Source organism: Bradyrhizobium sp. S3.12.5 (assembly GCF_040548225.1).
In the GTDB taxonomy this organism is placed as follows: domain Bacteria; phylum Pseudomonadota; class Alphaproteobacteria; order Rhizobiales; family Xanthobacteraceae; genus Bradyrhizobium; species Bradyrhizobium cytisi.
Map to the genome: position 1 here is coordinate 154,771 of NZ_JBEPRF010000012.1, position 22,889 is coordinate 177,659.

Consider the following 22,889-nt stretch of genomic DNA (forward strand, 5'->3'; position numbering starts at 1 on the left):
GGTAGCGCTACGCCCAAAGGGGTGTTGACCGGAATCCCCGTAATTACTATCCATATACGCACTGAAGCCCGCCTCGGGTTGGATTCGAGAACGGGCTTCAGCTCTTACCCCTTGTGGAAGGGGGCAGTACGGGGTGGGTGACCGAGGTCACCTATTCGGTAATGTCCGGCTGATGATCCACATCAGTCTCCTCCTCTCCCTTCGGGTGTTGTGGACTGCTCCTTCGCTTTGCAGGGGACGGAGCCTTCCGAAGTTTAGATGCGGCGCGGGCCTTCTTGGCCGGCGCCGTTTTCTTTTTGGCCTCCTCCTTCGGCTTCTTCGCGTCAGGGTACCAGGCGGCGAGGCCCCAGGTTCCTTGCGGCAGCCGGTGGAAGACAAGCGGTTGGGTGCGCAGCAGGGCGCGCATGCCGACCATGGCGATGTCGGGCGTCTTGGATTCGAACTGATAGCCACCCTGGACAAGAGCGTCGTAGATCTCACGGGTGTTGGCTGGACCGAGGCCCTGTGCCTTTCGCATCTCCAGATACGCGCGCATCGCCGGCGTCTGCTTCATGCCGTAGAAAGTGTCGTCGCTGATCTGCGTCACCTTGGTGGCGTTGCTGGCGGTTGCCTCGTTGTAACGGGGAGGGTAGCCGGCCTCCTTGCACAGGTGGTTGATGGTCCGCTCCAGGTCAGCAACACCCGCTAGCGCCTCCTCGCGGCGGCGCTCCATGGCGGCTATTGCTGGGTCGAACTCAGAAGGCATCGCAAATCCGAACAGGTGAAGTTGGCCGCAATCTAAATGGGTTCCCTCGGAGTCCACAAGGGTTTGGTGGAGATTTTTTCGGGGATAGGTGAAATTGGCTTGTCGCGTGTCCGTTCTGGCAAATATCAGATATCACTTATTGAGGCATTTGATAGTTATTACAATAGGTTGAATGGAAAAAAAGTTTCACAGAAAGTTTCACATGAAACGAACATCGAAGCGACCATCGCTGTAAAACACCGGGATAACACCGATACAAAACGTAGCGCGATCATCGCAAATCATCATCGAAAACCATCCGGGCAGCGAATCGCGCGCTCACAGACCGAATTTAACAACCCCGATTCGCCGAAAACTTTGCGGTAATGAAGTGGCACCACGGGGGAGCCGCGCTTAAGCAGTGGATGGCGCTGCGGCTCTGGAGTATTGGCTTCGCGCTATGGTTGAAATTGGAGATCTTTATGGCCGTGAATATTGCTCACTGGGCGGAGACGTTTAGTCAGGGCGGACTTCCACCCTTTCGTTGTCCGACCTGCAATCAGGGGTCGTTAGCGGAAGTAAAGGGCAGCCGAAAGCTTGTTCAATCTGAGCGATCGAAGAAGGCGCGCACTCACGAAGATTGGGATCCGACCTGGGTCCAGGAGCGGTTCTCCCTGTTTTTGGAATGTTCGAATGCTAGCTGCGGAGAGCTTGTTGTGGTTAGCGGTGATACGACGGTTGATGAAGAAGAAGACATAGATCTCGGACGCGTTTGGGTGTCACAGTTGCGGCCAAAGAGTATGTACCCGGCGCCGTACATTATTGAGTTGCCTGAAGAGATTCCTGATGAGGTCCGATCCGAGCTAGAGCAGGCGTTTGCTCTGTTTTGGACCGACCTGAACGCCTCCGCGAATAGGCTTCGCACGAGCCTAGAGCGCGGGCTCGATGTGGTCGGCATCAAAAAATTCAATAAGACAGGAAAACGCGTAAGCATTTCGCTGGCTCGTAGAATAGCGTTCTTCGAAACGGCTAAAGGAAGCGACTTGTCGGGGATATTCACTGCGCTGAGACACGTCGGAAATCTAGGTACGCACGCAAGTGTTTCCCGCACCGCGCTGCTTACTGCATTTACATTATACGAACATGCCTTGGCGGAACTGTTTGGCGGCCACAAAAAGAAGATCGCCGCGCTGACAAAGAAATTGGTTAAGTCAAAGGGCAAAATTAAGTAGAGGCCGTATCACGAGTTGTCTTGACCGCGGCTGCTGTGAGTATAATGGGCCGTCCTGCTCAAGCGAGCACACCGCACAGGAAAGTCCGAAGTCGGGAAACGGCGACGAGGGTATTTCCCCCGGCGTAGGCTGAGACCAGGCCACCGTGTCCAACAACGGAGCCGCGGGAAGGGTGTCAGGAGGTGTTTGGCCGTTTGTGTTGCCGTCACCCCGAACGAAAAAGGCGGCTTCGCCGCGCCCCGGAATGACGGGGAGTTCGGGGCCAGCCCCCTTGAGGCCCGGAATTACGGTGAACTAAATGATATCAACCGCGCTGGCTTTGGAAATTAGTCACCGTAATACCCGCAACGGCTGCCGGCCGCGGCGCGTTTGCAAGGCACGTGGCGACGTTGCAGGAGATTATTGCGGGGAAGCAGGGGTAATCTTCGGTGATGCCGAGTACTGTGCCTCTGCCCTTGTTGTGGGAGAGGGCATGAACCCTGACTGCCTCGAGCGCACTTGGGTGAGGGGTCTTTCTCCGCGGATGCATGCCCTTCATCCGGCGCTTCGCACCACCTTCTTCCACAAGGGGAGAAACTGAAAGTTGCTGCCTCATGCGTCCCTTGTAAATCCAGCGAACACCCAGCCGATACACCAGAAGGCCAGATAGGCCACGACCGCGAGCCCGCCGGTGATCACGAGCCCCCAACCGAGGATGGAACTAGCTTCGCTTGACAGAAACATCGGCGCCGGCGCGTCCGCCATGGCAATTACATCATTGAGCGACTGATACGAGAGACTCCACCCAGAACAACCACCGACGCTGTAGTCGAGGTCGCTGCTGTAATCGTATTTCTTTTTGAAGGTCCAGCCAGCACGCGCGAGGCGCGTGACACACAGGGCATCTTCATGTTTGCGAACATCGGAATTGTATCGATCGACACTGACAAAAATTGCGATTGCGATCCCGGTAAACACTATCAGCACAGCAACGACCGCGCCGATCCGAGTGAAGCCGCGAATGAAGCGCGCGCCACCGGTCAACAGTGCGTCAGATTTCACGCGATAAGGTTTCAGCTCACCCATTGACGTTAAATCCCGATGTTCAGTCCAAAGGCAGGGCTGCGGCACTGGCGAAGGTTGAGATGGACAAGCTGAACCCCGATTGAGACTTAGAGCGAACGCAGTGTACACGTCATCTGAGAACGGCAAACCACCTAAACGCCACTGCGGCCCATCGGGCGAAGTCGATCAGCGAGAGTTCGGCGCGCCAGCCATTGCGCCCCTTGCTTCCATAAAGGTAGAGGCGCGGTTGGTAGTAAACGCCTTCCTCATCCGGGTTGTTGGCAGCATCGGGAATTTCAACATCAAACCGAATGTCGGTCGCGTGAATGATCTTGTTGCAGGCCTCGCGCAGGGTGAGAACCTCGGCCTGGTCTCGATCAGTCGCCCAGTTTGGAAACAGCATTCCGCAATCTGATTTCGCCTCGTCTGCTGGTCCCTGCGATTGATCGAACTGGATTCGCACGCCCGCCGCACAAGAGATCAAAATTCGCGTTGCCTCGGACTTGAAGTAGCCCGCCTGCATCATCGCGATGGCAGACGAAGTAAGGCCAAGCGTCGCCACGTCGCGTGACGCTGAGACCATGCAGACGAGTCGGTAAAGGTCCAGCAGGAATGCGCCCGGCTCAATCGCGTGAGGCTGCTTCTCGTCAGTGAAGTAGAGCTTTTCCTCGGCCATCGGGGCAACATAAGCGATTCGTCTAAAGCTCGCGGGTTTGGTCGCCAACGACCTAAGCTCGTTTGCACGAAAATCCGAATTCGCCGCAGTGAGACACCGGTCTTATCCAGGCCAGTGTCAGCGGATTTCTAGTTTTTACACCGACCATACACTCTGGCGATTGCCGATTGATTTTGCTCGGCAATTCCCAACATTGACTTTCCCGCGAGGGGGGCGGAAGAGGACCTCGACACGCCCCCGAATGACGGGAGTTCGGGCCGTTTCCCCTTGAGACCCGCCGCGATTCGTGCGACCTCCGCGCCCAGCCAAACCCCTCATTCTGAGCCTTCGATGCACATTCTCCTGCTTGGTTCCGGCGGCCGCGAACATGCCCTGGCGTGGAAAATCGCGGCCTCCCCCCTGGTGACCAAATTCTGGTGCGCGCCCGGCAATGCCGGCATCGCGCGCGAGGCGGAATGCGTGGCGCTCGATGTCGCCGACCATGCCGCGGTGATCGCCTTCTGCAAGACCAACGCGGTCGAGCTCGTGGTGGTCGGCCCGGAGACGCCGCTGGCGGCCGGCATCGTCGATGATCTCACCGCCGCCGGCATCAAGGCGTTCGGGCCCAACAAAATCCCCGCCCAGCTCGAAAGCTCCAAGAGCTTTACCAAGGCGCTCTGCACCGAATTCGGCATTCCCACCGGCGCCTACAAGCGCTTCACCAACGCCAGCGACGCGCGTGCCTATGTGCAGAGCCAGGGCGCGCCGATCGTGGTGAAGGCCGACGGCCTTGCCGCCGGCAAGGGCGTCGTCGTCGCCAAGACCGTGCGCGAGGCCGAGGACGCCATCGCCATGATGTTCGAAGGCGCGTTTGGCGAGGCCGGCACTGAGGTCGTGATCGAGGAGTTTCTGCCGGGCCGCGAGATCAGCTTCTTCGCGCTGTGCGACGGCGAGACCGCCATTCCGCTGGCGTCCGCCCAGGACCACAAGCGCGTGTTCGACCACGATCTCGGCCCGAACACCGGCGGCATGGGCGCCTATTCGCCGACGCCGCTGGTGACGCCGGCGATCCACGACGCGATCATGGCCAAGATCATCCTGCCGACGGTCGCCGGCATGAAGCAGCGCGGCACGCCGTTCCGCGGCATTCTCTACGCGGGCATCATGCTGACGACGCAGGGCCCAAAGCTGTTCGAGTTCAACGTCCGCTTCGGCGATCCCGAGTGCCAGGTGCTGATGCTGCGCATGATGTCGGACATCGTGCCGGCGTTCCTCGCGTCCTGTGATGGCCAGCTCAAGAATTTCGATCTGCGCTGGTATCCGGAATCCGCGCTGACCGTGGTGATGGCCGCGAAGGGCTATCCCGGCGACTATCAGAAGGGCACGCGGATCGAGGGGCTCGATGACGCCGCCAACGTCGAGACCGTCGAGATCTTCCATGCCGGCACGGTCGAGAAGGACCGCGCCATCTTCGCCAATGGCGGCCGCGTGCTCAATGTCTGCGCGCTGGGGGCGACCGTGACGCAAGCGCAGGCGCGCGCCTATCAGGCCGTCGACCGCATCAACTGGCCGGAAGGTTTTTGCCGCCGCGATATCGGCTGGCAGGCGGTGGAGGCGGAGAAGGGCAGGGGCTGATAAAGCGCTGACAGCGTTTTTTGCCGTTCGCTGCGCAAGGTCTGGCCGCTGCCCGTCGGCGCTCCGAAAATGTGCAGGCAGGTCTTGAACTTAGCTACTGTGCATGGGGTTGTTTCGACATTCTGGGAGGAACCGATGTCCGATCTCGCCGATCTCTATCCCGGCTTCGCCTCCGAATGGATCAACACCTCGTTCGGCCGCATCTTCGCCCGCGTCGGCGGCAAGGGACCGCCGCTGCTGCTGCTGCACGGCTTCTCCGAGACGCATGTGATGTGGCACCGCGTGGCGCCGCAGCTGGCCGACCGGTTCACGCTGATCATCGCCGACCTGCCGGGCTATGGCTGGTCCGACATGCCCGAGAGCGACGCGCTGCACATGCCCTACAGCAAGCGCGCGATGGCCAAGGCCATGGTCGAGGCGATGGAGCAGCTCGGTCACGTGCACTTCGCGCTCGCCGGCCACGATCGCGGCGGCCGGGTGTCGTATCGGCTGGCGCTCGATCATCCCGGCCGACTGTCGAAGCTCGCCGTGCTCGATATCCTGCCGACCTATAATTACTGGGAGCGGATCAACCGCACCTATGCGCTGAAGATCTATCACTGGACGTTTTTGGCCCAGCCCGCGCCATTGCCGGAGACGCTGATCGCAGGCCAGGGCGAATTCTTCCTGCGCTTCAAGATGGCGAGCCAGACCAAGTCGAAGACGCTGGACGCGATCGACACGCGCGCGCTCGATCACTACATCGCCCCGTTCCGCGATCCCGCTCGCATCCATGCGATGTGCGAGGATTACCGCGCCGGCGCCTATATCGACTACGACCTCGACAAGGCCGATTTCGAGGCAGGCAAGAAGATCACCGTTCCCATGCTGGCGCTGTGGGGCGGCGTCGGCATCGCCCAGGCCGCGGCGACCCCGCTCGACATCTGGAAGCAATGGGCGACCAATGTCGAGGGACAGCCGGTGGACTCCGGCCACTTCCTCACCGAGGAGAACCCGGACGTCACCGCGAAGGCGCTGCGGGAGTTTTTCGCGGGCGGTTAGCGCCGCTCGCGAAAGAACTCCTTGAGCAGCCGCGCCGCCTCGCTCTCGCCGACCCCGGAATAGACGTCCGGGGTGTGGTGGCAGGTTGGCGATGCGAAGAACCGCACGCCGGACTCGACCGCGCCGCCCTTGGGGTCGGCCGCGCCGTAATAGAGCCGGCGGACCCTTGCAAAGGAGATCGCGCCCGCACACATGGTGCAGGGCTCCAGCGTCACGTAGAGGTCGCAGTCGACCAGGCGCTCGCTGCCGATTTTGCTGGCCGCCTCGCGCAGCGCAATGATCTCGGCATGGCCGGTAGGGTCGTAATCGGTCAGCGTCCGGTTTGCGGCGGCGGCGATCACCTCGTAATTGCGGACCACCACGCACCCGATCGGAACTTCGCCCGCCTTTCCGGCATTTTCGGCCGTTTTGAGCGCCAAATCCATGAAGGAGGGGGCTTTCAAGCCTCGTATCATCCGAAGAAACCTGCTAGTAGCTGCGCCTTCAGCAGAAGTGCTTACTGAATTTGCCTGAGCATGCGGCTCGACATGAGCGCGCACAATGCTTTTTGGCCACCCCCTGAGTGAGATTATTCATGCCTCGCGACAGCGACAAAGACAACGATTCCCGCGGCCGGCGAGGCCCGGCCAAAGGCGGCCGCAGCGGCAAGCCGCGCGGTCCCGACAAGAAATTCGCCAAGCGCGGCTTTGAGACCAAGGGCGACGGCGACAAGCGTCCACCCCGTGGCGACCGCGACAGCCGCCCGCCCCGTGGCGACCGTGACAGTCGTCCGTTCCGCCCCCGCGCGGATGGCGATGCGCCGCGCCGCGATTTTTCCGACCGTCCCCGCTTCAAGCGCGACGAGCGCGGCGGTGAGGGCCGCGGCGAGCGCAGCTTCAAGCCGCGTGGCGACCGTCCGTTTTCCGATCGTCCCTCGCGTGATGGCGAGAAGCGCCCGTTCAAGCCGCGCGGTGACCGTCCGTCCCACGGCCGCGACGACCGTCCGCCGCGCAGCCGCGATCGCGACGACGCGCGTCCCGCCGGTCGCTTCGGCGACAAGAAGTTCGGCGACAAGCGGCCGTATGCGCCGCGTGGCGATCGTCCGGAGCGCAAGTTCGACGGCGAGCGGAAGTTTTCGCGCGATCGCGGCGAGCGGGACGATTCAAAGCCGTGGCAAAAGCGCGATGATCGTCCGCGCGGCGACCGGCCGCCGCGCAAGGACTTCGGCAAGGGTCCCCGCAAGGATTTCGGTGGGCGTGACCGCAGCGAGGACAAGCCCTGGCAGAAGCGCGAAGGCGGTGGTGAGGACCGTCCGCGCTTCTCGCGCTCACGCGACGATCGCGCATCAGGTGATCGTCCGTTCCGGGAGCGACCCAAGTTCGATCGACCCAAGTTCGATCGACCAAAGTTCGATCGCCCGCGTGAGGACCGTCCGAAATTCGATCGGCCCCGGCGCGATGGCGATGGCGACCGCGGTGCGCGCGGCGGCGACCGCCCGAAATTCGACCGCCCGCGCGAGCGCTCCGAAGGCCGCTCCGACTGGCACGAGCATCCCCGCAACGAAGGCCGCTTCGGCGACCGTCCGCGTCGTGAAAACGAGGACGAGAGCAGGATCTTCGAGAAGCGTCCGGCCTTCGGTGGCCGCGGTGCCTATCGCCAGCGCGATCGCGATTTCGAGGGCCGGCCGCGCCGGGAAGAAGCGCCGAAGCCGAAGAAGGCCGGCGAACGCATCGCCAAGGCGCTGGCGCGCGCGGGGCTCGCTTCGCGCCGCGATGCCGAGGAGATGGTCACGCAGGGCCGCGTCACCGTCAACGGCCGCGTGATCAACTCGCCGGCGCTCGACATCACGCGCAATGACGTCGTTTTGGTCGATGGCAAGCCGTTGCCGGAGCGCGAGCGCACGCGGCTGTTCCTCTATCACAAGCCGCGCGGGCTGATGACGACGCATGACGACCCCGAGGGCCGTCCGACCGTGTTCGACAATCTGCCGGAAGGGCTGCCGCGGCTGATCTCGATCGGCCGGCTCGACTTCAATACCGAAGGCCTCTTGCTGCTCACCAATGACGGCGGCCTCGCACGCACGCTTGAGCTGCCGGACACCGGCTGGCTGCGGCGTTACCGCGTTCGCGCCCATGGCGACGTCACGCAGGCCCAGCTCGATCAGTTGAAGGAAGGCATCGAGGTCGAGGGCGTCAAATACGGTCCGATCGAGGCGACGCTGGAGCGCGACCAGGGCGCCAATGTCTGGCTGGTGTTTGCGATCCGCGAAGGCAAGAACCGCGAGGTGCGCAACGTCTGCGCTCATCTCGGCCTCGAGGTGAACCGGCTGATCCGCGTCTCCTACGGTCCGTTCCAGCTCGGCGAGGTGCCCGAGGGCCAGGTCGAGGAAATCCGCGCGCGCGTGCTGCGCGATCAGCTCGGCGAAAAGATCATCGAGAAGTCGGGCGCGCAGTTCGACGTGCCGCAGAAGTCATCGTCGAGCGACGACGCCGAAGCGCCGCGCGAGAAGAAGCCTGCCGCCAAGCGCGATGTGATCGCTGACCGCAAGGGCCGCCGCGTGCTGGTGCAGCGCACCGGCAGCGACGAAGCGCGCGAGCGCAACGAGGCCGAGGCGAGCGGCTACGGCCCGCCGCGTCGTCCCAAGCGCGGCTATCACGGCAAGCGCGATCTGACGCCGCGGGAGGACTAGCTTGCGCGTCGTCGGCGGTCGTTTGAAGGGGCGCAATCTCGCCTCACCGTCTTCGCGTGACATCCGTCCCACGGCGGATCGCCTGCGTGAGTCGGTGTTCAACATTCTTGTGCACGCCTATGACGATCCGATCGAGGACGCACGCGTGCTCGATCTCTTCGCGGGCACCGGCGCGCTCGGCATTGAGGCGTCCTCGCGCGGGGCGAAGTTCACGCTGTTCGTTGACAACGGTGCGGAGGCGCGCGCGCTGCTCCGCAACAACGTCGAGTCACTCGGCCTCGGCGGCGTCGCAAAAGTCTATCGCCGCGACGCGACCGATCTCGGTCCCGCACATCCCGTCGAGCCGTTCTCGCTGGTGTTTCTCGATCCGCCGTACGGCAAGGGTTTTGCGGAGAAGGCGCTCGCGTCCTTGCGCGATGGCGGCTGGCTGACGCCGGGCGCGCTGCTGGTGGTGGAAGAGGCCAAGGCCGCGCAGTTCGCGACGCCGGACGGGTTCGAGGAGCTGGAGCGGCGGGCTTACGATGACACGGAGTTCGTGTTTTTGAAGCGCAACCCGTAACTCACCTTCGCCCGAACAACTTCTCCACATCGGCCAGCTTCAGCTCGACATAGGTCGGCCGGCCGTGATTGCACTGGCCCGAGTTCGGCGTTTCCTCCATCTCGCGGAGCAGCGCATTCATCTCCTCCGGCCGCAGCCTTCGGCCGGCGCGCACCGAGCCGTGGCAGGCCATGGTGGCGGCGACGTGCATCAGGCGGCGCTCCAGCGGCAGCGCCTCGTCCCATTCGGCCATGTGCTCGGAGAGATCGCGCAAGAGCGCGCCCGCATTGGTCTTGCCGAGCAGCGATGGCGTCTCCCGCACCGCCACCGCGCCGGGACCGAAGGATTCGATCGCAAGACCAAATGATCCGAGCTCTTCGCTGCGTTCAAGCAGCCGCTCCACCGTGGCCTCGTCCATCTCGACGATCTCGGGGATCAGCAGGATCTGCCGCTGCACTCCGTTCTCGGCAAGCGATGCCTTCAGCCGTTCATAGACGATGCGTTCATGCGCGGCGTGCTGGTCGACGATGATGAGACCGTCGCGGGTCTGCGACACGATATAGGTCTCGTGGAGCTGCGTACGTGCAGCGCCGAGCGGACGGTCGACGAGATCGGCCACGGGCTGCGCCTCGAACCGAACGTCGGCGCTGGGCGCGCCAACATCGAACGCGGCCTGCGTGCGCTCGGCGAAGGCGGGCGCAGCGGAGCCTTCGAACGACGGCATTGGTGCGATCGGCGCGGATGGCGAAGCCCGCCAGTCCCAGCTTGCGGGGCGCGGCGTGAAAGCAGGCCGGAACGATGACAATACGGTCTCGCCGCTGTTGGCGGCGGTACGGCGGCCCTCGCGCGCGAGACCTTCCTTCAGCCCGTGCACGATCAGCGCACGCACGAGGCCGGCGTTGCGGAAGCGCACCTCGGTCTTGGCCGGATGCACGTTGGCGTCGACTTCGCGTGGATCCAGCGTGACGAACAGCGCCAGTACCGGATGCCGGTCGCGCGGCAGATAGTCGGCATAGGCCCCGCGCACAGCGCCCAAGATCAGCTTGTCGCGCACCGGACGGCCGTTGACGAAGAGATATTGGCCGAGCGCGTTGGCCTTCGTCAGCGCAGGTGCTGCAGCATAGCCGGCGACGACGACGCCCTCGCGCTCGGCATGGACCTCGAAGGCATGGCTGCGGAACTCCGTGCCGAGGATATCGCCGAGCCGCGTCAGCCGCCCGGCGGCACCGGGCAGCGCGGCGGCCCAGGTCACCGGTGCACGCTCTTCACCCGCAAGTGTGAAGGCGACATCGGGCCGTGCCATGGCGAGCCGCCGCACCACCTCGCGGATCGCTTCCGCCTCGGTGCGGTCGGTTTTCAAGAATTTCAGCCGGGCCGGGGTCGCATAGAAGAGATCGTTGACCTCGACGCGGGTGCCGTGCGCGAGCGCGGCCGGCATGATCTCGGATTTCTCGCCGCCCTCGACAGTGAGCGCCCAGGCATGCGGCTCGCTGGCATGCCGCGTCGTGATCGACAGCCGTGCGACCGAGCCGATCGAGGGCAGCGCCTCGCCGCGGAACCCGAGCGTGCGGATCTGGAGCAAGTCCTCATCGTCGAGCTTGGACGTGGCATGGCGCTCGACCGCGAGCGCGATATCCTTCGCCGTCATCCCGCTGCCATCGTCGGTGATGCCGATCCGCCGCCGCCCGCCGCCATCGGTGAAGACGTCGATCCGGCTCGCGCCGGCATCGATCGCGTTCTCGACCAGTTCCTTGACCACGCTCGCCGGTCGCTCGACCACCTCGCCGGCGGCGATGCGGTTGACGACCTGCTCTGGCAATTGGCGGACGGGCATGGGGCTCGGTCTGGGGATTCGCTGGACGCGCTATTCTATGCCGTGTTGCGTCAAAAGCATGTGCCAAGCAACAGGATCGTGATCCAGTGGGGAAGGTTGTGGACCATTGTGTTGAAGCCATTGGACATTCGAGCAAATCGCGCGCGGGCCGTCCTCCTCCCTCAGTCCTGATTGTGAGACCCGGAGAGCAGGTGCTGCGGCGTGCGCAGATTCTAGGCGGCGTCAAAGATGCGGCGGTAGTAGCGGGCTGTTTTGCAGGAAGAGAAGGTGCTCGGTCTACGGACTGTTCCGCGTTGCCTTATATGCGGAGCACAATTCCGCGAAACCGCCGCCAAATCCCTAAACGATGACCACATGATCCGGATTGCATGACGATCGCGTCGCTTGATTTCTTTGCGAGATGCAATGGCCCGGTGCAGACGAGCGGCGCAGGGAACGGCCGTGCCATTCATCGCGAAAAAATCCAGGAGAGATGGATGAAGTTGGTGAAGACCTCGATGATCGCATGCGCTCTATCGGCTCTTGTTGCCGCGCCCGTACTCGCGCAAGGCGCACCGCCCGCCAAGACAGGCGGCACCGTGCAAAGCAAGCCCATGCAAGGCAGCACGATGGGCAGCGGCGACGAGGAGATGAGTGGTCAGCCTGGCGCAGCGGGTGAGAAGACCGGAATGAAGTCGACCAAGAGCACCAAAGGTACGGGCGGCACGACGGGCAACGCTGTGCACAAGGGGACCGCCGACGATACCGCGACGGGCGGCGCAGCCACGGGCAAGCGTTACTAGACTAGGACGGTAGAACTCCGGTCGCGCCCCTGCGACCGGAGTTTCTTCAGGCTGCGTCCGTCTTGCTAATCGTCGAAACCGCGGCCGCCTCCGCGTCCGGCCTTGATGTCGCTGCGGCGCTTCTTGCCCTCGAGGCGGCGCTGCTTGGAGCCAAACGTCGGCTTTGTCGCACGCCGCGGCGTCGGCCGTATCATCGCCTCACTCAGGATATCGACAAGCCGGTCAATGGCGTCCTGGCGATTGCGCTCCTGGGTGCGGAAGCGCTGGGCGTGAATCACGATCACGCCGTCCTTGGTCATGCGCTGGCCGGCGATGCGGGCGAGCCGGATCGCCGCATCCTCCGGGATGGTCAGCCTGCGCGTGTCGAAGCGCAGCTGGGCCGAGGTCGCGACCTTGTTGACGTTCTGCCCGCCCGGGCCGGAGGCGCGGACAAAGCCGATCTCGATGTCGTCCTCGTCGATGACGAGATCGCGGGATATCCGCAGCATGATGGCACCATTCGTGATGCCCGGACATATCTCGGACGTCCATTTTCGGCAATGGTGCAGCTGGAAATGCAAATGGCCGGGCGAGCCCGGCCATTTCAGGAGACGTCAGTCCGACTTGTCAGTCCGACTTAGTCGCCGGTGCTGCAGCCGGCTGTGCGGCAGCCTGCGGGGCGCGGCCGACGATGACGGTCAAAAGCCCCTGGCCCCACAGCCGCTTGGCGGCGGCCTTGGCGTCGTCCAGCGTCACCGCGTCGACGATACCGTTGCGCTTCTCGATATAGTCGATCGGCAGCTTGTCCTGCTGATACTGCAGCAACGCCTGCGCGAGCTTGGAGGAGGTGTCGAGCGCCAGCATCTGCGAACCCTTGAGATAGGACTTGGCCTCGTCGAGCTCCTTCTGCGTCGGGCCCTCGTCGGCGATGCGGCGCACCTCCTTCTCGATCGCATCCATGGTGTCGCCGGCACGGTCGGCGCGGGTGCCGGTGTTACCGATGAAGATCGCCGAATGCTCCATCCAGAGCAGGGATTCGAATACCGAATAGGCCAGACCGCGCTTCTCGCGGACCTCACGATAGAGCCGCGAGGACAGGCCGCCGCCGCCGAGGATATGGTTGACGACATAGGCCGCCATGAAGTTCGGATCGCTGCGCATCACGCCGGGACCGCCGAAGGTGATGACGGTCTGCGGCACGTCGAGCGGCACGAAGGCGCGCTGCGGCGGCTTGGCGGCTTCGACGTCGGGGACCGGCGTCAGGGTGGCCTTGGCAGGCAAGCTCCCAAAAGTGTGGTCGAGCAGCTTGCCGAGGGTGGCCGGATCGACATCGCCGACGACGGCGATCTTCAGCGTGTCCTTGGCGAGGATACGGCCGACATAATCCTTCATGTCGGCGACCGTGATGGTCGGCACGCTCTCCAGCGCGCCGGCGGTCTGCTGCCCGTAAGGGTGATCGCCGAACGCCATCTCCAGGAATTTGCGGCTCGCGAGCGAGCTCGGGTTGGTGGTGTCGCGTCGAAGGCCCGAGATCACCTGCGAGCGGATGCGTTCGACATCGGCGGTGTCGAAATGCGGCGAGGTCAGGGCCGAGCGCAGCAGGTCGAAGGCCTCGTCCTTGTTGTCACGCAGCATGCGGAGGCTGCCGCGGAAGGTATCGCGGGTCGCGCTGAAGGAGAGCTCGATGGCGCGGCGGTCGAGCCGCTCATGGAACGTCTTGGAATCGAGATCGCCGGAGCCTTCGTCGAGGAGGTCGCCGACCAGATTGGCGACGCCGGGCTTGTCCTTGGGATCCTGCGCCGAGCCGCCGGCAAAGGAATATTCCATGGCGATCAGCGGCACGGTTGCGTCCTGGACGAACCAGGCCTCGATACCGCCCGGCGAGACCAGGTGCTGGATTTTTGCCGCCGCCTGCGAGGGCGAGACCGAGGCAAGCGCGAGTGCAGCGCCGGTGGCGACGGACAATACGAAGTGACGTGTGCGTAGGAAGTGTCTTGCGCGAAGGAAGGAATGGGTCACGAACGCTTCTCCTCGCGCTTGGCGGTAGCGGTATCCTTGATCAGATAGCCGGTCACCGAGCGCTTCTTCTCGAGCCATTTCTGTGCAGCTTGACGGACCTGTTCGGCGGTGACGGCGCGGATGCGGTCGGGCCAGCTTCGGATGTCCTCGATCGACAGGCCCGTGGTCAGCGCACCGCCATACCAGCGCGCCAGCACCGCCTGATTGTCCTGGGCGTAGATCGCCTCCGCGATGAGCTGGGTCTTGACCCGCTCGAGGTCCTCCGCGCGGACCGGGTTGGCAACGATGTCCGCGATGACGCCGTCGATGACCTGCTCGATGTCTGCGAAGGTGACACCGGATTTCGGCGAAGCCGAGATCGTGAACTGGGTCGGGTCGAGTGAGATGCTCGAGTAGCTGGCGCTCGCGGAGACCGCGAGCGGCTTGTCGACGACGAGCGCGCGGTAGAGATAGGAGTTGCTGCCGCTGCCCATCAACTGCGCCAGCACGTCGAGCGCGGCGCTCTCGCCGGCCGCAGCCGTCGTCGCCGAGGGCACCAGGTAAAAGCGGCGAAGGCTCGGCTGTTCGACGCGCGGGTCGGACAGCGTGACGGTGCGCGGTGCCGCCGGCTCCGGCTCCTGCGGGCGGATGCGCCGCGCGGGGATCGCCGGCTGGGCCGGGATCGGGCCGAAATTGCGTTCGACCAGCGGGCGCACATCGGCGGCCTCGACGTCGCCGGCGATCACCAGGATCGCGTTGTTCGGCGCGTAGAAGCGGCGGTAGAAGGCGAGTGCGTCCTCGCGATTGAGCTTCTCGATCTCCTGGTGCCAGCCGATCACCGGCCGGCCATAGGGATGGTTGAGATAGAGCGCGGCCATGACCTGCTCGTTGAGCCGTGCGTCCGGGCTGTTGGCGACGCGCATGTTGTACTCTTCGAGCACGACGTCGCGCTCGGGCAGCACATTCTCGTCCTTGAGGATCAGGCCGGTCATGCGATCGGCCTCGAACTCCATCATGCTCGGCAGTTGCTCCCGCGGCACGCGCTGGTAGTAGTTGGTGTAGTCGACCGAGGTCGAGGCATTCTCGTTGCCGCCGACGCGGAGTACGGTCTGCGAGAACTCACCGACCGGGTGCTTCTCGGTGCCCTTGAACATCAGGTGCTCGAGGAAGTGGGCGAGGCCGGATTTGCCCGGCGTCTCGTCGGCCGAGCCGACCTTGTACCAGATCATCTCCGTGACCACGGGCGTGCGGTGGTCCGGGATCACCACGACCTGGAGGCCGTTGCTGAGCGTGAAGCTGGCGGGCGGCGCCGACGTGACCGTCGTCTGGGCGGTTGCGCTGCCGACGTCGAGGGCAGATGTCGAGAGCAGCGCGGCGAAGAGGCAGGCAACCGATCGGTGTGAGGACATCACGATCCTTGTGAAAGCCCGGACCCTGAGGTCCGGGCGTGAAAGCACGGCATGCTACACCGCGCGGCTTTGAGCTTCGGGTCACGAAGCAGAGAATGCGGTCAAGTTGTACTTAAAAATAGGTCATCTGCCGCGTCCGGCCTACACCGGACGATTGCGGCGGGTCCACGCCTGCGTGCGACGGGCAAGGAGCTTATTGCTCCTTTTCCTTACCCGACCTGACGTCGAAATAGGTCCGCCGCGACTTATCCTCGCCGGTACCATAGGCATAGCTCGACGAAGGCGTCTGATATCCCGGCGGCGGCTCGGTCAGAGACTGGCGCGGCGGCTCGGACGTGAATTGCTTGCTCTCGTCCTTGTTGTTCGAAAACATCTTGAACAGGCCGCCGGTGTAACCGAGCTCGGCCGGGCTCATCGTCGGGTGGTTGGTGTTGCTGCCTGGCTGGATCGGATCATTGGTGGTTTTGTCCGGGGCGGCCGTCTTATGGGCGTCCAATTCGGCCGGCGACAGCGGGCGGGCGTTTTGCAAGTACTCCGCTGCTTTGTTGCCCGCCTTCTTCCGCTGAGCGATGGCCTCCTTGCGGCGCTTCTCGTCGGGATCCTTGGGCCAGTTTGGCGCATCCTTGGCGTCAGCGCTGGCGGGCGGCGGCAGGTCGAGCTTGGGCGGCACCACCAGCGGCGACCGCTCGCGGTACTCGATGCCCTTCTTTTCCATGCTCTTGGCGCCGATGCCGGACATCAGATTGTCGATGAGCTTCTCTTCGAAGGTCATGTCGTCATCATCGTCGCCGTCGTCACCGGCGCGGACCGGGCCTGCCGACATCACGAGACCGATGCCGAGGGCGACGGCTGACAATTTCAGCGCCAGCCAAAGTCCCCGCCGGGCGTCTCGGCCGATCGAACCGCTGGTCTCGGAGCTACCCATGCCTATACCTGTTCCATACTGTGGCAGTCTTGATCGTGCCGGTCTCGCCGCGTCTCGCGCGACCACCCCTCGCCAAGCAAGGTTCCGCCTCCGGTCCGTATCAGCCGGGATCAGGGCGCTTTTGCGGCGGGTACCCCGAGGAAGGAATCATACAATAAGGCCGCCACCCCAGCAACGATCGCCACGTCCGCCAGGTTGAAGACGTACCAATTATAGGTATTTCCGGCGATTTCGATGTGGAACAGGGCGAAATCGACCACCGCGCCATAGGCCAGGCGGTCGATGCCGTTGCCGATGGCACCGCCGATGATCAGTCCCAGGGCCACCGTGGCGAGCCGGGTCTGTGACCGCGCCATCCAGATCGCGAGTGCAATCACTGCGACGACCTTCACCGCCATCAGCGCGAGTTGCGCGGCCCGATCGTCATTCTGGAGCCAGCCGAAGCTGATCCCGATGTTCCAGGCCAACACCAGGTCGAAGAACGGCATCACCTTCACCACGCCGCGACGGGCAAGGTCGAACCCGTTCAGCAGCCAGAGCTTTGAGGCCTGGTCGGCCACGAGCGTGGCCACGGCTGCGAGAATGCCGGCGCGGAGCGGGGTCATGGCCGGGGATCAGACGCTCACGCCCAACGCCTTCCATTCGCGCAGCGCCTTGGCGTCGCGCGGGGTGACGTCGGGATATTCAGGGTCTTCACCCACGGTCGGCGAGATCTTCCAGGAGCGGGCGCATTTGGTGCCGACGGCCTTCTCCACGACGACCGCGACGCCGGGCACGGCATCGAGACGGAATGCAGAGGCTGGTGCCGCGCCCTCATGCACCTCGTAGTTCGAGGTGATGCAGATTTCGGCGAGATCGGTGTCGAACAACGTTGCCAGCATGTCGCGGTCGGCGACATAGATCACCGGCGAGGCTTCGAGCGAGGAGCCGATGTTCTTGGCGGCACGTTCGAGCTCCAGCGCGCCGGTGACGACGCGGCGGACGTTGCGGATGGTCTCCCACTTGGCGGCGAGCTTGTCGTCGCGGAATTGTTCGAGACCTTCCGGGAACAGCGTCAGATGCACCGATGCTTCGGCTTCCGGCCTGTACATCCGCCAGCCTTCTTCGGCGGTGAAGCTCAGGACCGGGGCCAGCCATTTCAGGATTGAATTGCACAGCAGGTCGATCGTGGTCAGGGCCGCCTTGCGCGTCAGCGAGGACGGCGGGTCGCAATAGAGCGTGTCCTTGCGGATGTCGAAATAGAATGCCGAGAGCTCGCTGTTCAGGAAGGCGGACAGCGTTGCGACCACGTTCTTGAAGTCGAACGTCTCATAGGCCTTGCGGACCAATTCGGCGCGGAGCGCAAGCTCGTGCAGCATCAGCCGCTCGAGCTCCGGCATCTCGGCAGGCGTGACCGCGTCGGCCGGCTTGTAGTGATGCAGCGTGCCGAGCATCCAGCGCACGGTGTTGCGCAGCTTGCGGTAGGTCTCGACCGTGTTCTTCAGGATCTCGGGGCCGATGCGCTGGTCGTCGGTGTAGTCGCAGGACGCGACCCAGAGTCTCAGGATGTCGGCGCCGGATTCCTTGATGACGGACTGCGGCTCGATGGTGTTGCCGAGCGACTTCGACATCTTGCGGCCGTCCTCGGCCTGGGTGAAGCCGTGGGTCAGCACGATGTCGTAGGGCGCACGACCGCGCGTGCCGCAGCTCTCCAGCAGCGAGGAATGAAACCAGCCGCGATGCTGGTCCGAGCCTTCGAGATACATCACGGTGTCGGTGCCACCGTCGACCTTGCGCTTGATGCCGGCGAGACCGGGGAATTGCTCGGGGTCCTCGAGCACGAAGGCGTGTGTCGAGCCGGAATCGAACCAGACATCGAGAATATCGTCGACCTTCTGCCAATCCTCGTTGGCCCGCGGCCCCAGGAAGCGCTCGCGCGCGCCGGTCGCATACCAGGCGTCCGCACCTTCCTTTTCGAAGGCGTCGCCGATGCGGGTGTTGACGGCCTCGTCCTGCAGGATCTCGGCGGAGCCGTCGCCCTTCTCGCGGACGAACACGGCGATCGGCACGCCCCAGGCACGCTGGCGCGAGATCACCCAGTCGGGGCGGGCCTCGATCATGCCGGTGATGCGGTTCTCGCCTGACGGCGGCACCCATTGCGTCACCGAGATTGCGTGCAGCGCGCGGGCGCGCAGCGTATCGCCGGATTTGGTCTTGCCATCAGTGGCAATGTCCTTGTCCATCGCGATGAACCATTGCGGCGTGTTGCGGAAGATCACCGGCTTCTTGGAGCGCCAGGAATGCGGATATTGATGCTTGAGCCGGCCACGCGCGAGCAGCATGCCCTTGTCGACGAGCGCCTTGATCACGGCCTCGTTAGCATCGCCTTTCTCACCCTTGTCGGTGATGACGCGCTTGCCCGCAAAGCCCGGCGCGTGGTCGGTATAGGCGCCGTTCTCGTCGACGGTGTAGGGGATCGCGCTGTTGATACCGCGGGCATCGAGCTCGCGGGTGCTCGCCGTCCAGACGTCGAAATCCTCGCGGCCGTGGCTGGGCGCGGTGTGCACGAAGCCGGTGCCGGTGTCGTCGGTGACGTGGTCGCCGGACAACAGCGGCACGATGAATTCGTAGCCGCCGGCGAGCCCCTTGAGCGGATGGGCGCATTCGATCGCGTCCATGGTGTCGCCGGGGATGTCGCGCACCTTCTCGTAAGCCGTGACGCGTGCCTGCTTGAGCACTTCTTCAGAGAGCGCGTCCGCCAGGATCAGGAGATCGCCGGTCTTGGCCCAATTGTCCGCGGGCGCGTCCGTCACCTTGTAGAGGCCATAGGCGATCTTCGGCGAGAACGAGATCGCGCGGTTGCCCGGCAGCGTCCAGGGCGTGGTGGTCCAGATCACGACGCTGGCCGAGGCCAGCGCGCCATGCGCGGGCGAGGTGATCGGGAATTTCACCCAGACCATGTCGGACGTGTAGTCCTCGTACTCGACCTCGGCTTCGGCCAGCGCGGTCTTCTCGACCACGCTCCACATCACCGGCTTGGAGCCGCGATAGAGCGTGCCGTTGGCAGCGAACTTCATCAGCTCGCGCGCGATCTGGGCTTCGGCCGGATAGTTCATGGTGGCGTAAGGATGAGCCCAGTCGCCGATCACACCGAGACGCTTGAACTCCTCGCGCTGCACGTTGAGCCAGTGCGTGGCGTAGGCGCGGCACTCTTTGCGGAAATCGATCATCGCGGCTGAGTCGCGGAAGTCGGGCTTCTGCTTGCCCTTCTTGCGGTAGTGCTCTTCCTCAACCTTCCACTCGATCGGCAGGCCGTGGCAGTCCCAGCCGGGCACGTAGTTGGAATCGAAGCCGAGCATCTGCTGGCTCTTGGTGACGAGATCCTTCAGGATCTTGTTCAGCGCCGTCCCGATATGGATGTTGCCGTTGGCATAGGGCGGGCCGTCATGCAGCACGAACTTGTCGCGACCCTTCGCGCCCTCGCGCAGCTTCTCGTACAGGCCGATCTCGTACCAGCGCTTGAGGATTTCCGGCTCGCGCTGCGGCAGGCCGGCGCGCATCGGGAATTCGGTCTGCGGCAGGAACAGGGTTTTCGAATAGTCTTTGACTTCGGATTTTTGGGACTTTTGCGGCTTTTCGGACATGAGGCTGACTGGCTCGGAATGGCGCGGGAACGGATGGCGATGCGGAATCGCGGGGTGAAACGACAAAATCCCGGTCTTGCGCCGAGCCGAAGGCTCAGGCGGAAGCCGGGCTGCTAATCCCTATGATGCGCCGCGCAAACATGGGCTCTCCATAGCAGGGGGCTAAGGGAAGCGCAAAGGTCCGGCGGGCCGGCTTTGGGCCCTCAATCGACGGTCCCGAGCCGCGGAAACGCGTCCGGGGCGGCGGCCAGCATGGCGCGGGCGCGGACGGAATCGTCGTCCATCTGACGGATCAGGGCCTCCAGGCTGTCGAATTTCAGCTCCTCGCGGATGAAGCCGATAAAGGCGCAGTCCAGCGCCTGCCCGTAAAGGTCGCCCTTGAAGTCGAACAGGAAGATTTCGAGCAGCGGCGCGCCATTATCAAAGGTTGGCCGACGGCCGAAGCTCGCCACCCCGCTCAGACGCTCAGGCCCGCGGCCGACCCGCACGGCGTAGATTCCGTGCTTCAGGCCGCAATTGGCGTCGAGCCGGATGTTGGCGGTGGGATAGCCGAGGTCGCGGCCGCGCTTCTCGCCATGGATGACCTTGCCGGTGATGAACCAGGGCGCGCCCAGCATGGTGGTGGCCTCGTCGATCTGGCCCTCGGCGAGCGCGATCCGGATCGCGCTGGAGGAGACCGGGCGTTCGTCGATATCGACATGCGGCTGGACGTCGACCTCGATGCCGAGCCGGGGTGCCTCGTTCACCAAAAGGCCGGGCGAGCCGACGCGGCCTTTGCCGAAATGGAAGTCGTAGCCGACCGCGATGCCACCGATGCCGAGGCGCCCGATCAGGTCATGGTGAATGAAGTCTTGCGCACTGGTGCCGGCGCGGGCCTTGTCGAAGGTCATGACCACGGCACCGGCAAGCCCGGTCCCGGCCAGAAGCCGCAGCTTGGCGCGTTCGTCCGTCAGACGGAATTGTGGGGTGTTGGGGCTGAAGAACCGGCGCGGATGCGGCTCGAAGGTCAGCGCCAGCGCAGGGCGGCCATGCGCCCGGCCCATCTCCAGGGCTGCGGCAATGACGGCCCGGTGGCCGAGATGAACCCCGTCGAAATTGCCCATGGCGACCACGGCCCCCTTCAGGATCGCAGAATCCGGCGTGGTATCGCGGATAACGGTAAATTGCGGGGCCATCAGGGGAATTCTCGAGCCGGCGGGACCGGCCGGGACCGTGGCTTGACCCGACCGGCGAAGTCAAGCCGGAGGGGCGGATGCACGGAACGGCGATTTCAATTCAGCGGGTGCGGCCCCAGTTAACGCGCTGTTTAACGCCTTGGTGCTAGTGCTTGAAACGTGGAACCGCGGGCTACGGCCGGCAGGTCCGATCGTAATATTTCCTGGGTTTGCGTTGGGGGAGTCGAGATGGCGGTTGATTTGTCGATGTCGGTTCTGGTGGTGGACGATTACAGCACCATGATCCGTATCATCAGGAATCTCCTGAAGCAGCTTGGCTTCGAGAACATCGATGATGCCAGCGACGGCTCGGCGGCTCTGAACAAGATGCGCGGCAAGAAGTACGGGCTCGTGATCTCCGACTGGAACATGGAGCCGATGACGGGTTACGACCTGCTCCGCGAAGTGCGGGCAGATCCCAATCTCGCCACCACGCCTTTCATCATGATCACGGCGGAATCGAAGACCGAGAACGTGATCGCGGCCAAGAAGGCCGGCGTGAACAACTACATCGTCAAGCCGTTCAATGCGGCGACGCTGAAGACCAAGATCGAGGCGGTCTTCCCGGACATGGCGAGCGCGTAGGCGCACTTTGGTGTCCCGGACAAGGCGCGTTACATTAGTAACGCGACGCTGAGCCGGGACCCAGTCCATCCACGACATCACTTGCGGCTTCTGGTCCCCGGCTCTGCAGCGCTTCGCGCTGCGTCCGGGGCGCGATAGTTCCTACCACTTCAATTCGCGCATCAGCGCCTTCGGCGGGTGGCCGAACAATTCCGTCACTGACTTGGGATCGAGCTGGTCGAGGCCCTCGAACTCCTCGGCATGGATGCCGCGGGTGACGAACAGGCAGTCGACGCCGAATTCACGTGCGCCGGTCAGGTCGGTGCGGACGGAATCGCCGATCGCCAGCACCTTTTTCCGATCGATTGGATGCCCCTGGCGTTCGCCGGCGAGCGCCATCGCGCGCTCGTAGATCGGTCGGTGCGGCTTGCCGTAGAAGATCACCTCGCCGCCAAGCTCGCGATACAGCTCGGCAATCGCGCCGGCACAATAGATCAGCCGGTCGCCGCGCTCGACCACGATGTCGGGGTTGGCGCAGATCAGCGTCAGCTTGCGCTCGCGCGCCTTGAGCATCATGCCGCGATAATCTTCCGCGGTCTCGGTCTCGTCGTCATAGAGACCGGTGCAGACGATGTAGTCGGCCTCTTCCAGCGGCGCGGTTTTCGCATCGAGGCCGCGATAGATCGAGTTGTCGCGCTCGGGGCCGAGCCAGAACATCTTGCGGCCGGGATGCTCGGCGACATAGTGCCGGGTCAGATCGCCCGAGGAGACGATTGCGTCATAGGTCTCGTCGGCGACACCGAGCTTGCGCAGTTGCCGCTGCACGGAGGCGGCCGGGCGCGGCGCGTTGGTGATCAGGATCACCGTACCGCCACGGCTGCGATAGGTGTGCAGCGCCTCGCAGGCCTCGGGGAAGGATTCCAGCCCGTTATGGACCACGCCCCAGATGTCGCTGAGCACGACGTCGACCCCGCCCACGAGCTCGCGCAGGCTTTGGGCGAAATGCAGCGTGGTCATGATGCGT

The 22,889-nt window shown here is 63.9% G+C and carries 21 protein-coding genes and 1 pseudogene; 9 read left to right on the forward strand and 13 right to left on the reverse strand.

Annotated features, from left to right (window positions below; translation table 11 throughout):
* Positions 1–151 precede the first annotated feature (151 nt).
* The gene (locus ABIC09_RS19465) at positions 152–745 is read right to left on the reverse strand and encodes a hypothetical protein (RefSeq protein WP_247430805.1); all 594 of its coding nucleotides are present in this window, start codon (positions 743–745) and stop codon (positions 152–154) included.
* A 66-nt stretch (positions 746–811) separates the two neighbouring features.
* Here ABIC09_RS19465 and ABIC09_RS19470 point away from each other — a divergent pair, with 66 nt between their 5' ends.
* The 3 genes and pseudogenes from ABIC09_RS19470 to ABIC09_RS19480 form a co-directional block, all read left to right on the forward strand.
* A complete protein-coding gene (locus tag ABIC09_RS19470) occupies positions 812–1,111 on the forward strand; it encodes a hypothetical protein (RefSeq protein WP_354110242.1) in 300 nt (99 codons plus the stop codon).
* A gap of 38 nt (positions 1,112–1,149) precedes the next feature.
* Positions 1,150–1,956: a DUF8608 domain-containing protein gene (locus tag ABIC09_RS19475; protein WP_354110243.1), complete on the forward strand. Its 807-nt coding sequence runs from the start codon at positions 1,150–1,152 to the stop codon at positions 1,954–1,956.
* 332 nt (positions 1,957–2,288) lie between these two features.
* Positions 2,289–2,378 (forward strand): annotated as a pseudogene (locus ABIC09_RS19480) (transcriptional regulator); the annotation flags it as partial.
* Positions 2,379–2,547: 169 nt separating this feature from the next.
* Here the strand turns inward: ABIC09_RS19480 and ABIC09_RS19485 are convergent.
* Positions 2,548–3,021 carry a hypothetical protein gene (locus tag ABIC09_RS19485; protein ID WP_354110244.1) on the reverse strand — a complete coding sequence of 158 codons (474 nt, stop codon included), beginning with the start codon at positions 3,019–3,021 and terminating at the stop codon, positions 2,548–2,550.
* A gap of 109 nt (positions 3,022–3,130) precedes the next feature.
* Positions 3,131–3,724 carry a hypothetical protein gene (locus ABIC09_RS19490; protein WP_354110245.1) on the reverse strand — a complete coding sequence of 198 codons (594 nt, stop codon included), beginning with the start codon at positions 3,722–3,724 and terminating at the stop codon, positions 3,131–3,133.
* 282 nt (positions 3,725–4,006) lie between these two features.
* Between ABIC09_RS19490 and purD the strand changes: the two genes are divergently transcribed.
* Together purD and ABIC09_RS19500 are read left to right on the forward strand one after the other, a co-directional pair.
* A complete protein-coding gene (gene purD / locus ABIC09_RS19495; protein ID WP_354110246.1) occupies positions 4,007–5,290 on the forward strand; it encodes a phosphoribosylamine--glycine ligase in 1,284 nt (427 codons plus the stop codon).
* A gap of 135 nt (positions 5,291–5,425) precedes the next feature.
* Positions 5,426–6,331, forward strand: a complete 906-nt coding sequence (locus ABIC09_RS19500) for an alpha/beta fold hydrolase (RefSeq protein WP_354110247.1) — start codon at positions 5,426–5,428, stop codon at positions 6,329–6,331.
* Here ABIC09_RS19500 and ABIC09_RS19505 read toward each other — a convergent pair.
* Positions 6,328–6,786: a nucleoside deaminase gene (locus ABIC09_RS19505; protein ID WP_354110248.1), complete on the reverse strand. Its 459-nt coding sequence runs from the start codon at positions 6,784–6,786 to the stop codon at positions 6,328–6,330. The genes ABIC09_RS19500 and ABIC09_RS19505 overlap by 4 nt on opposite strands.
* A gap of 119 nt (positions 6,787–6,905) precedes the next feature.
* Here ABIC09_RS19505 and ABIC09_RS19510 point away from each other — a divergent pair, with 119 nt between their 5' ends.
* Together ABIC09_RS19510 and rsmD are read left to right on the forward strand one after the other, a co-directional pair.
* Positions 6,906–8,999: a pseudouridine synthase gene (locus tag ABIC09_RS19510; protein ID WP_354110249.1), complete on the forward strand. Its 2,094-nt coding sequence runs from the start codon at positions 6,906–6,908 to the stop codon at positions 8,997–8,999.
* A gap of 1 nt (position 9,000) precedes the next feature.
* A complete protein-coding gene (rsmD, locus tag ABIC09_RS19515) occupies positions 9,001–9,558 on the forward strand; it encodes a 16S rRNA (guanine(966)-N(2))-methyltransferase RsmD (protein WP_354110250.1) in 558 nt (185 codons plus the stop codon).
* A 1-nt stretch (position 9,559) separates the two neighbouring features.
* Here rsmD and mutL read toward each other — a convergent pair whose 3' ends face one another.
* Positions 9,560–11,371 carry a DNA mismatch repair endonuclease MutL gene (mutL, locus tag ABIC09_RS19520; protein ID WP_354082428.1) on the reverse strand — a complete coding sequence of 604 codons (1,812 nt, stop codon included), beginning with the start codon at positions 11,369–11,371 and terminating at the stop codon, positions 9,560–9,562.
* Positions 11,372–11,739: 368 nt separating this feature from the next.
* On the opposite strand from mutL, the gene ABIC09_RS19525 reads away from it, so the two are divergent.
* Positions 11,740–12,153 (forward strand): hypothetical protein, encoded by a 414-nt coding sequence (locus tag ABIC09_RS19525; protein WP_354110251.1) that lies wholly within the window; start codon positions 11,740–11,742, stop codon positions 12,151–12,153.
* A gap of 65 nt (positions 12,154–12,218) precedes the next feature.
* On the opposite strand, the gene arfB is transcribed toward ABIC09_RS19525, so the two are convergent.
* The 7 genes from arfB to ABIC09_RS19560 form a co-directional block, all read right to left on the reverse strand.
* Positions 12,219–12,641 carry an alternative ribosome rescue aminoacyl-tRNA hydrolase ArfB gene (gene arfB, locus ABIC09_RS19530; protein WP_354110252.1) on the reverse strand — a complete coding sequence of 141 codons (423 nt, stop codon included), beginning with the start codon at positions 12,639–12,641 and terminating at the stop codon, positions 12,219–12,221.
* A 118-nt stretch (positions 12,642–12,759) separates the two neighbouring features.
* On the reverse strand, positions 12,760–14,151 hold the full coding sequence (locus ABIC09_RS19535) for a M16 family metallopeptidase (RefSeq protein ID WP_502917679.1): 1,392 nt from the start codon (positions 14,149–14,151) through the stop codon (positions 12,760–12,762).
* Complete coding sequence (locus ABIC09_RS19540) at positions 14,148–15,539, reverse strand: M16 family metallopeptidase (RefSeq protein WP_354110254.1); 1,392 nt, start codon at positions 15,537–15,539, stop codon at positions 14,148–14,150. Before ABIC09_RS19540 ends, ABIC09_RS19535 begins: the two co-directional genes overlap by 4 nt.
* A 193-nt stretch (positions 15,540–15,732) precedes the next feature.
* Positions 15,733–16,464 (reverse strand): hypothetical protein, encoded by a 732-nt coding sequence (locus ABIC09_RS19545; RefSeq protein WP_148751095.1) that lies wholly within the window; start codon positions 16,462–16,464, stop codon positions 15,733–15,735.
* A 110-nt stretch (positions 16,465–16,574) separates the two neighbouring features.
* A complete protein-coding gene (gene lspA, locus ABIC09_RS19550) occupies positions 16,575–17,069 on the reverse strand; it encodes a signal peptidase II (protein WP_148751096.1) in 495 nt (164 codons plus the stop codon).
* A gap of 9 nt (positions 17,070–17,078) precedes the next feature.
* Positions 17,079–20,087, reverse strand: a complete 3,009-nt coding sequence (gene ileS / locus ABIC09_RS19555) for an isoleucine--tRNA ligase (RefSeq protein ID WP_354110255.1) — start codon at positions 20,085–20,087, stop codon at positions 17,079–17,081.
* Positions 20,088–20,290: 203 nt separating this feature from the next.
* Positions 20,291–21,262 carry a bifunctional riboflavin kinase/FAD synthetase gene (locus tag ABIC09_RS19560; RefSeq protein ID WP_354110256.1) on the reverse strand — a complete coding sequence of 324 codons (972 nt, stop codon included), beginning with the start codon at positions 21,260–21,262 and terminating at the stop codon, positions 20,291–20,293.
* Between the two features lie 228 nt (positions 21,263–21,490).
* On the opposite strand from ABIC09_RS19560, the gene ABIC09_RS19565 reads away from it, so the two are divergent.
* Complete coding sequence (locus ABIC09_RS19565) at positions 21,491–21,886, forward strand: response regulator (protein ID WP_007596883.1); 396 nt, start codon at positions 21,491–21,493, stop codon at positions 21,884–21,886.
* A gap of 141 nt (positions 21,887–22,027) precedes the next feature.
* Here ABIC09_RS19565 and ABIC09_RS19570 read toward each other — a convergent pair whose 3' ends face one another.
* Positions 22,028–22,882, reverse strand: a complete 855-nt coding sequence (locus tag ABIC09_RS19570) for a TIGR01459 family HAD-type hydrolase (RefSeq protein ID WP_148751099.1) — start codon at positions 22,880–22,882, stop codon at positions 22,028–22,030.
* Between the last annotated feature and the right edge of the window lie 7 nt (positions 22,883–22,889).

Bases quoted from the DNA above. Each gene is read 5' to 3' on its own strand.
- ABIC09_RS19465 (WP_247430805.1), bottom strand. From the start codon at position 745: ATGCCTTCTGAGTTCGACCCAGCAATAGCCGCCATGGAGCGCCGCCGC.
- ABIC09_RS19475 (WP_354110243.1), top strand. From the start codon at position 1,150: ATGGCGCTGCGGCTCTGGAGTATTGGCTTCGCGCTATGGTTGAAATTG.
- ABIC09_RS19485 (WP_354110244.1), bottom strand. From the start codon at position 3,021: ATGGGTGAGCTGAAACCTTATCGCGTGAAATCTGACGCACTGTTGACC.
- purD (WP_354110246.1), top strand. From the start codon at position 4,007: ATGCACATTCTCCTGCTTGGTTCCGGCGGCCGCGAACATGCCCTGGCG.
- ABIC09_RS19500 (WP_354110247.1), top strand. From the start codon at position 5,426: ATGTCCGATCTCGCCGATCTCTATCCCGGCTTCGCCTCCGAATGGATC.
- ABIC09_RS19505 (WP_354110248.1), bottom strand. From the start codon at position 6,786: ATGATACGAGGCTTGAAAGCCCCCTCCTTCATGGATTTGGCGCTCAAA.
- ABIC09_RS19510 (WP_354110249.1), top strand. From the start codon at position 6,906: ATGCCTCGCGACAGCGACAAAGACAACGATTCCCGCGGCCGGCGAGGC.
- mutL (WP_354082428.1), bottom strand. From the start codon at position 11,371: ATGCCCGTCCGCCAATTGCCAGAGCAGGTCGTCAACCGCATCGCCGCC.
- ABIC09_RS19525 (WP_354110251.1), top strand. From the start codon at position 11,740: ATGACGATCGCGTCGCTTGATTTCTTTGCGAGATGCAATGGCCCGGTG.
- arfB (WP_354110252.1), bottom strand. From the start codon at position 12,641: ATGCTGCGGATATCCCGCGATCTCGTCATCGACGAGGACGACATCGAG.
- ABIC09_RS19540 (WP_354110254.1), bottom strand. From the start codon at position 15,539: ATGTCCTCACACCGATCGGTTGCCTGCCTCTTCGCCGCGCTGCTCTCG.
- ABIC09_RS19545 (WP_148751095.1), bottom strand. From the start codon at position 16,464: ATGGGTAGCTCCGAGACCAGCGGTTCGATCGGCCGAGACGCCCGGCGG.
- lspA (WP_148751096.1), bottom strand. From the start codon at position 17,069: ATGACCCCGCTCCGCGCCGGCATTCTCGCAGCCGTGGCCACGCTCGTG.
- ileS (WP_354110255.1), bottom strand. From the start codon at position 20,087: ATGTCCGAAAAGCCGCAAAAGTCCCAAAAATCCGAAGTCAAAGACTAT.
- ABIC09_RS19560 (WP_354110256.1), bottom strand. From the start codon at position 21,262: ATGGCCCCGCAATTTACCGTTATCCGCGATACCACGCCGGATTCTGCG.
- ABIC09_RS19565 (WP_007596883.1), top strand. From the start codon at position 21,491: ATGGCGGTTGATTTGTCGATGTCGGTTCTGGTGGTGGACGATTACAGC.
- ABIC09_RS19570 (WP_148751099.1), bottom strand. From the start codon at position 22,882: ATGACCACGCTGCATTTCGCCCAAAGCCTGCGCGAGCTCGTGGGCGGG.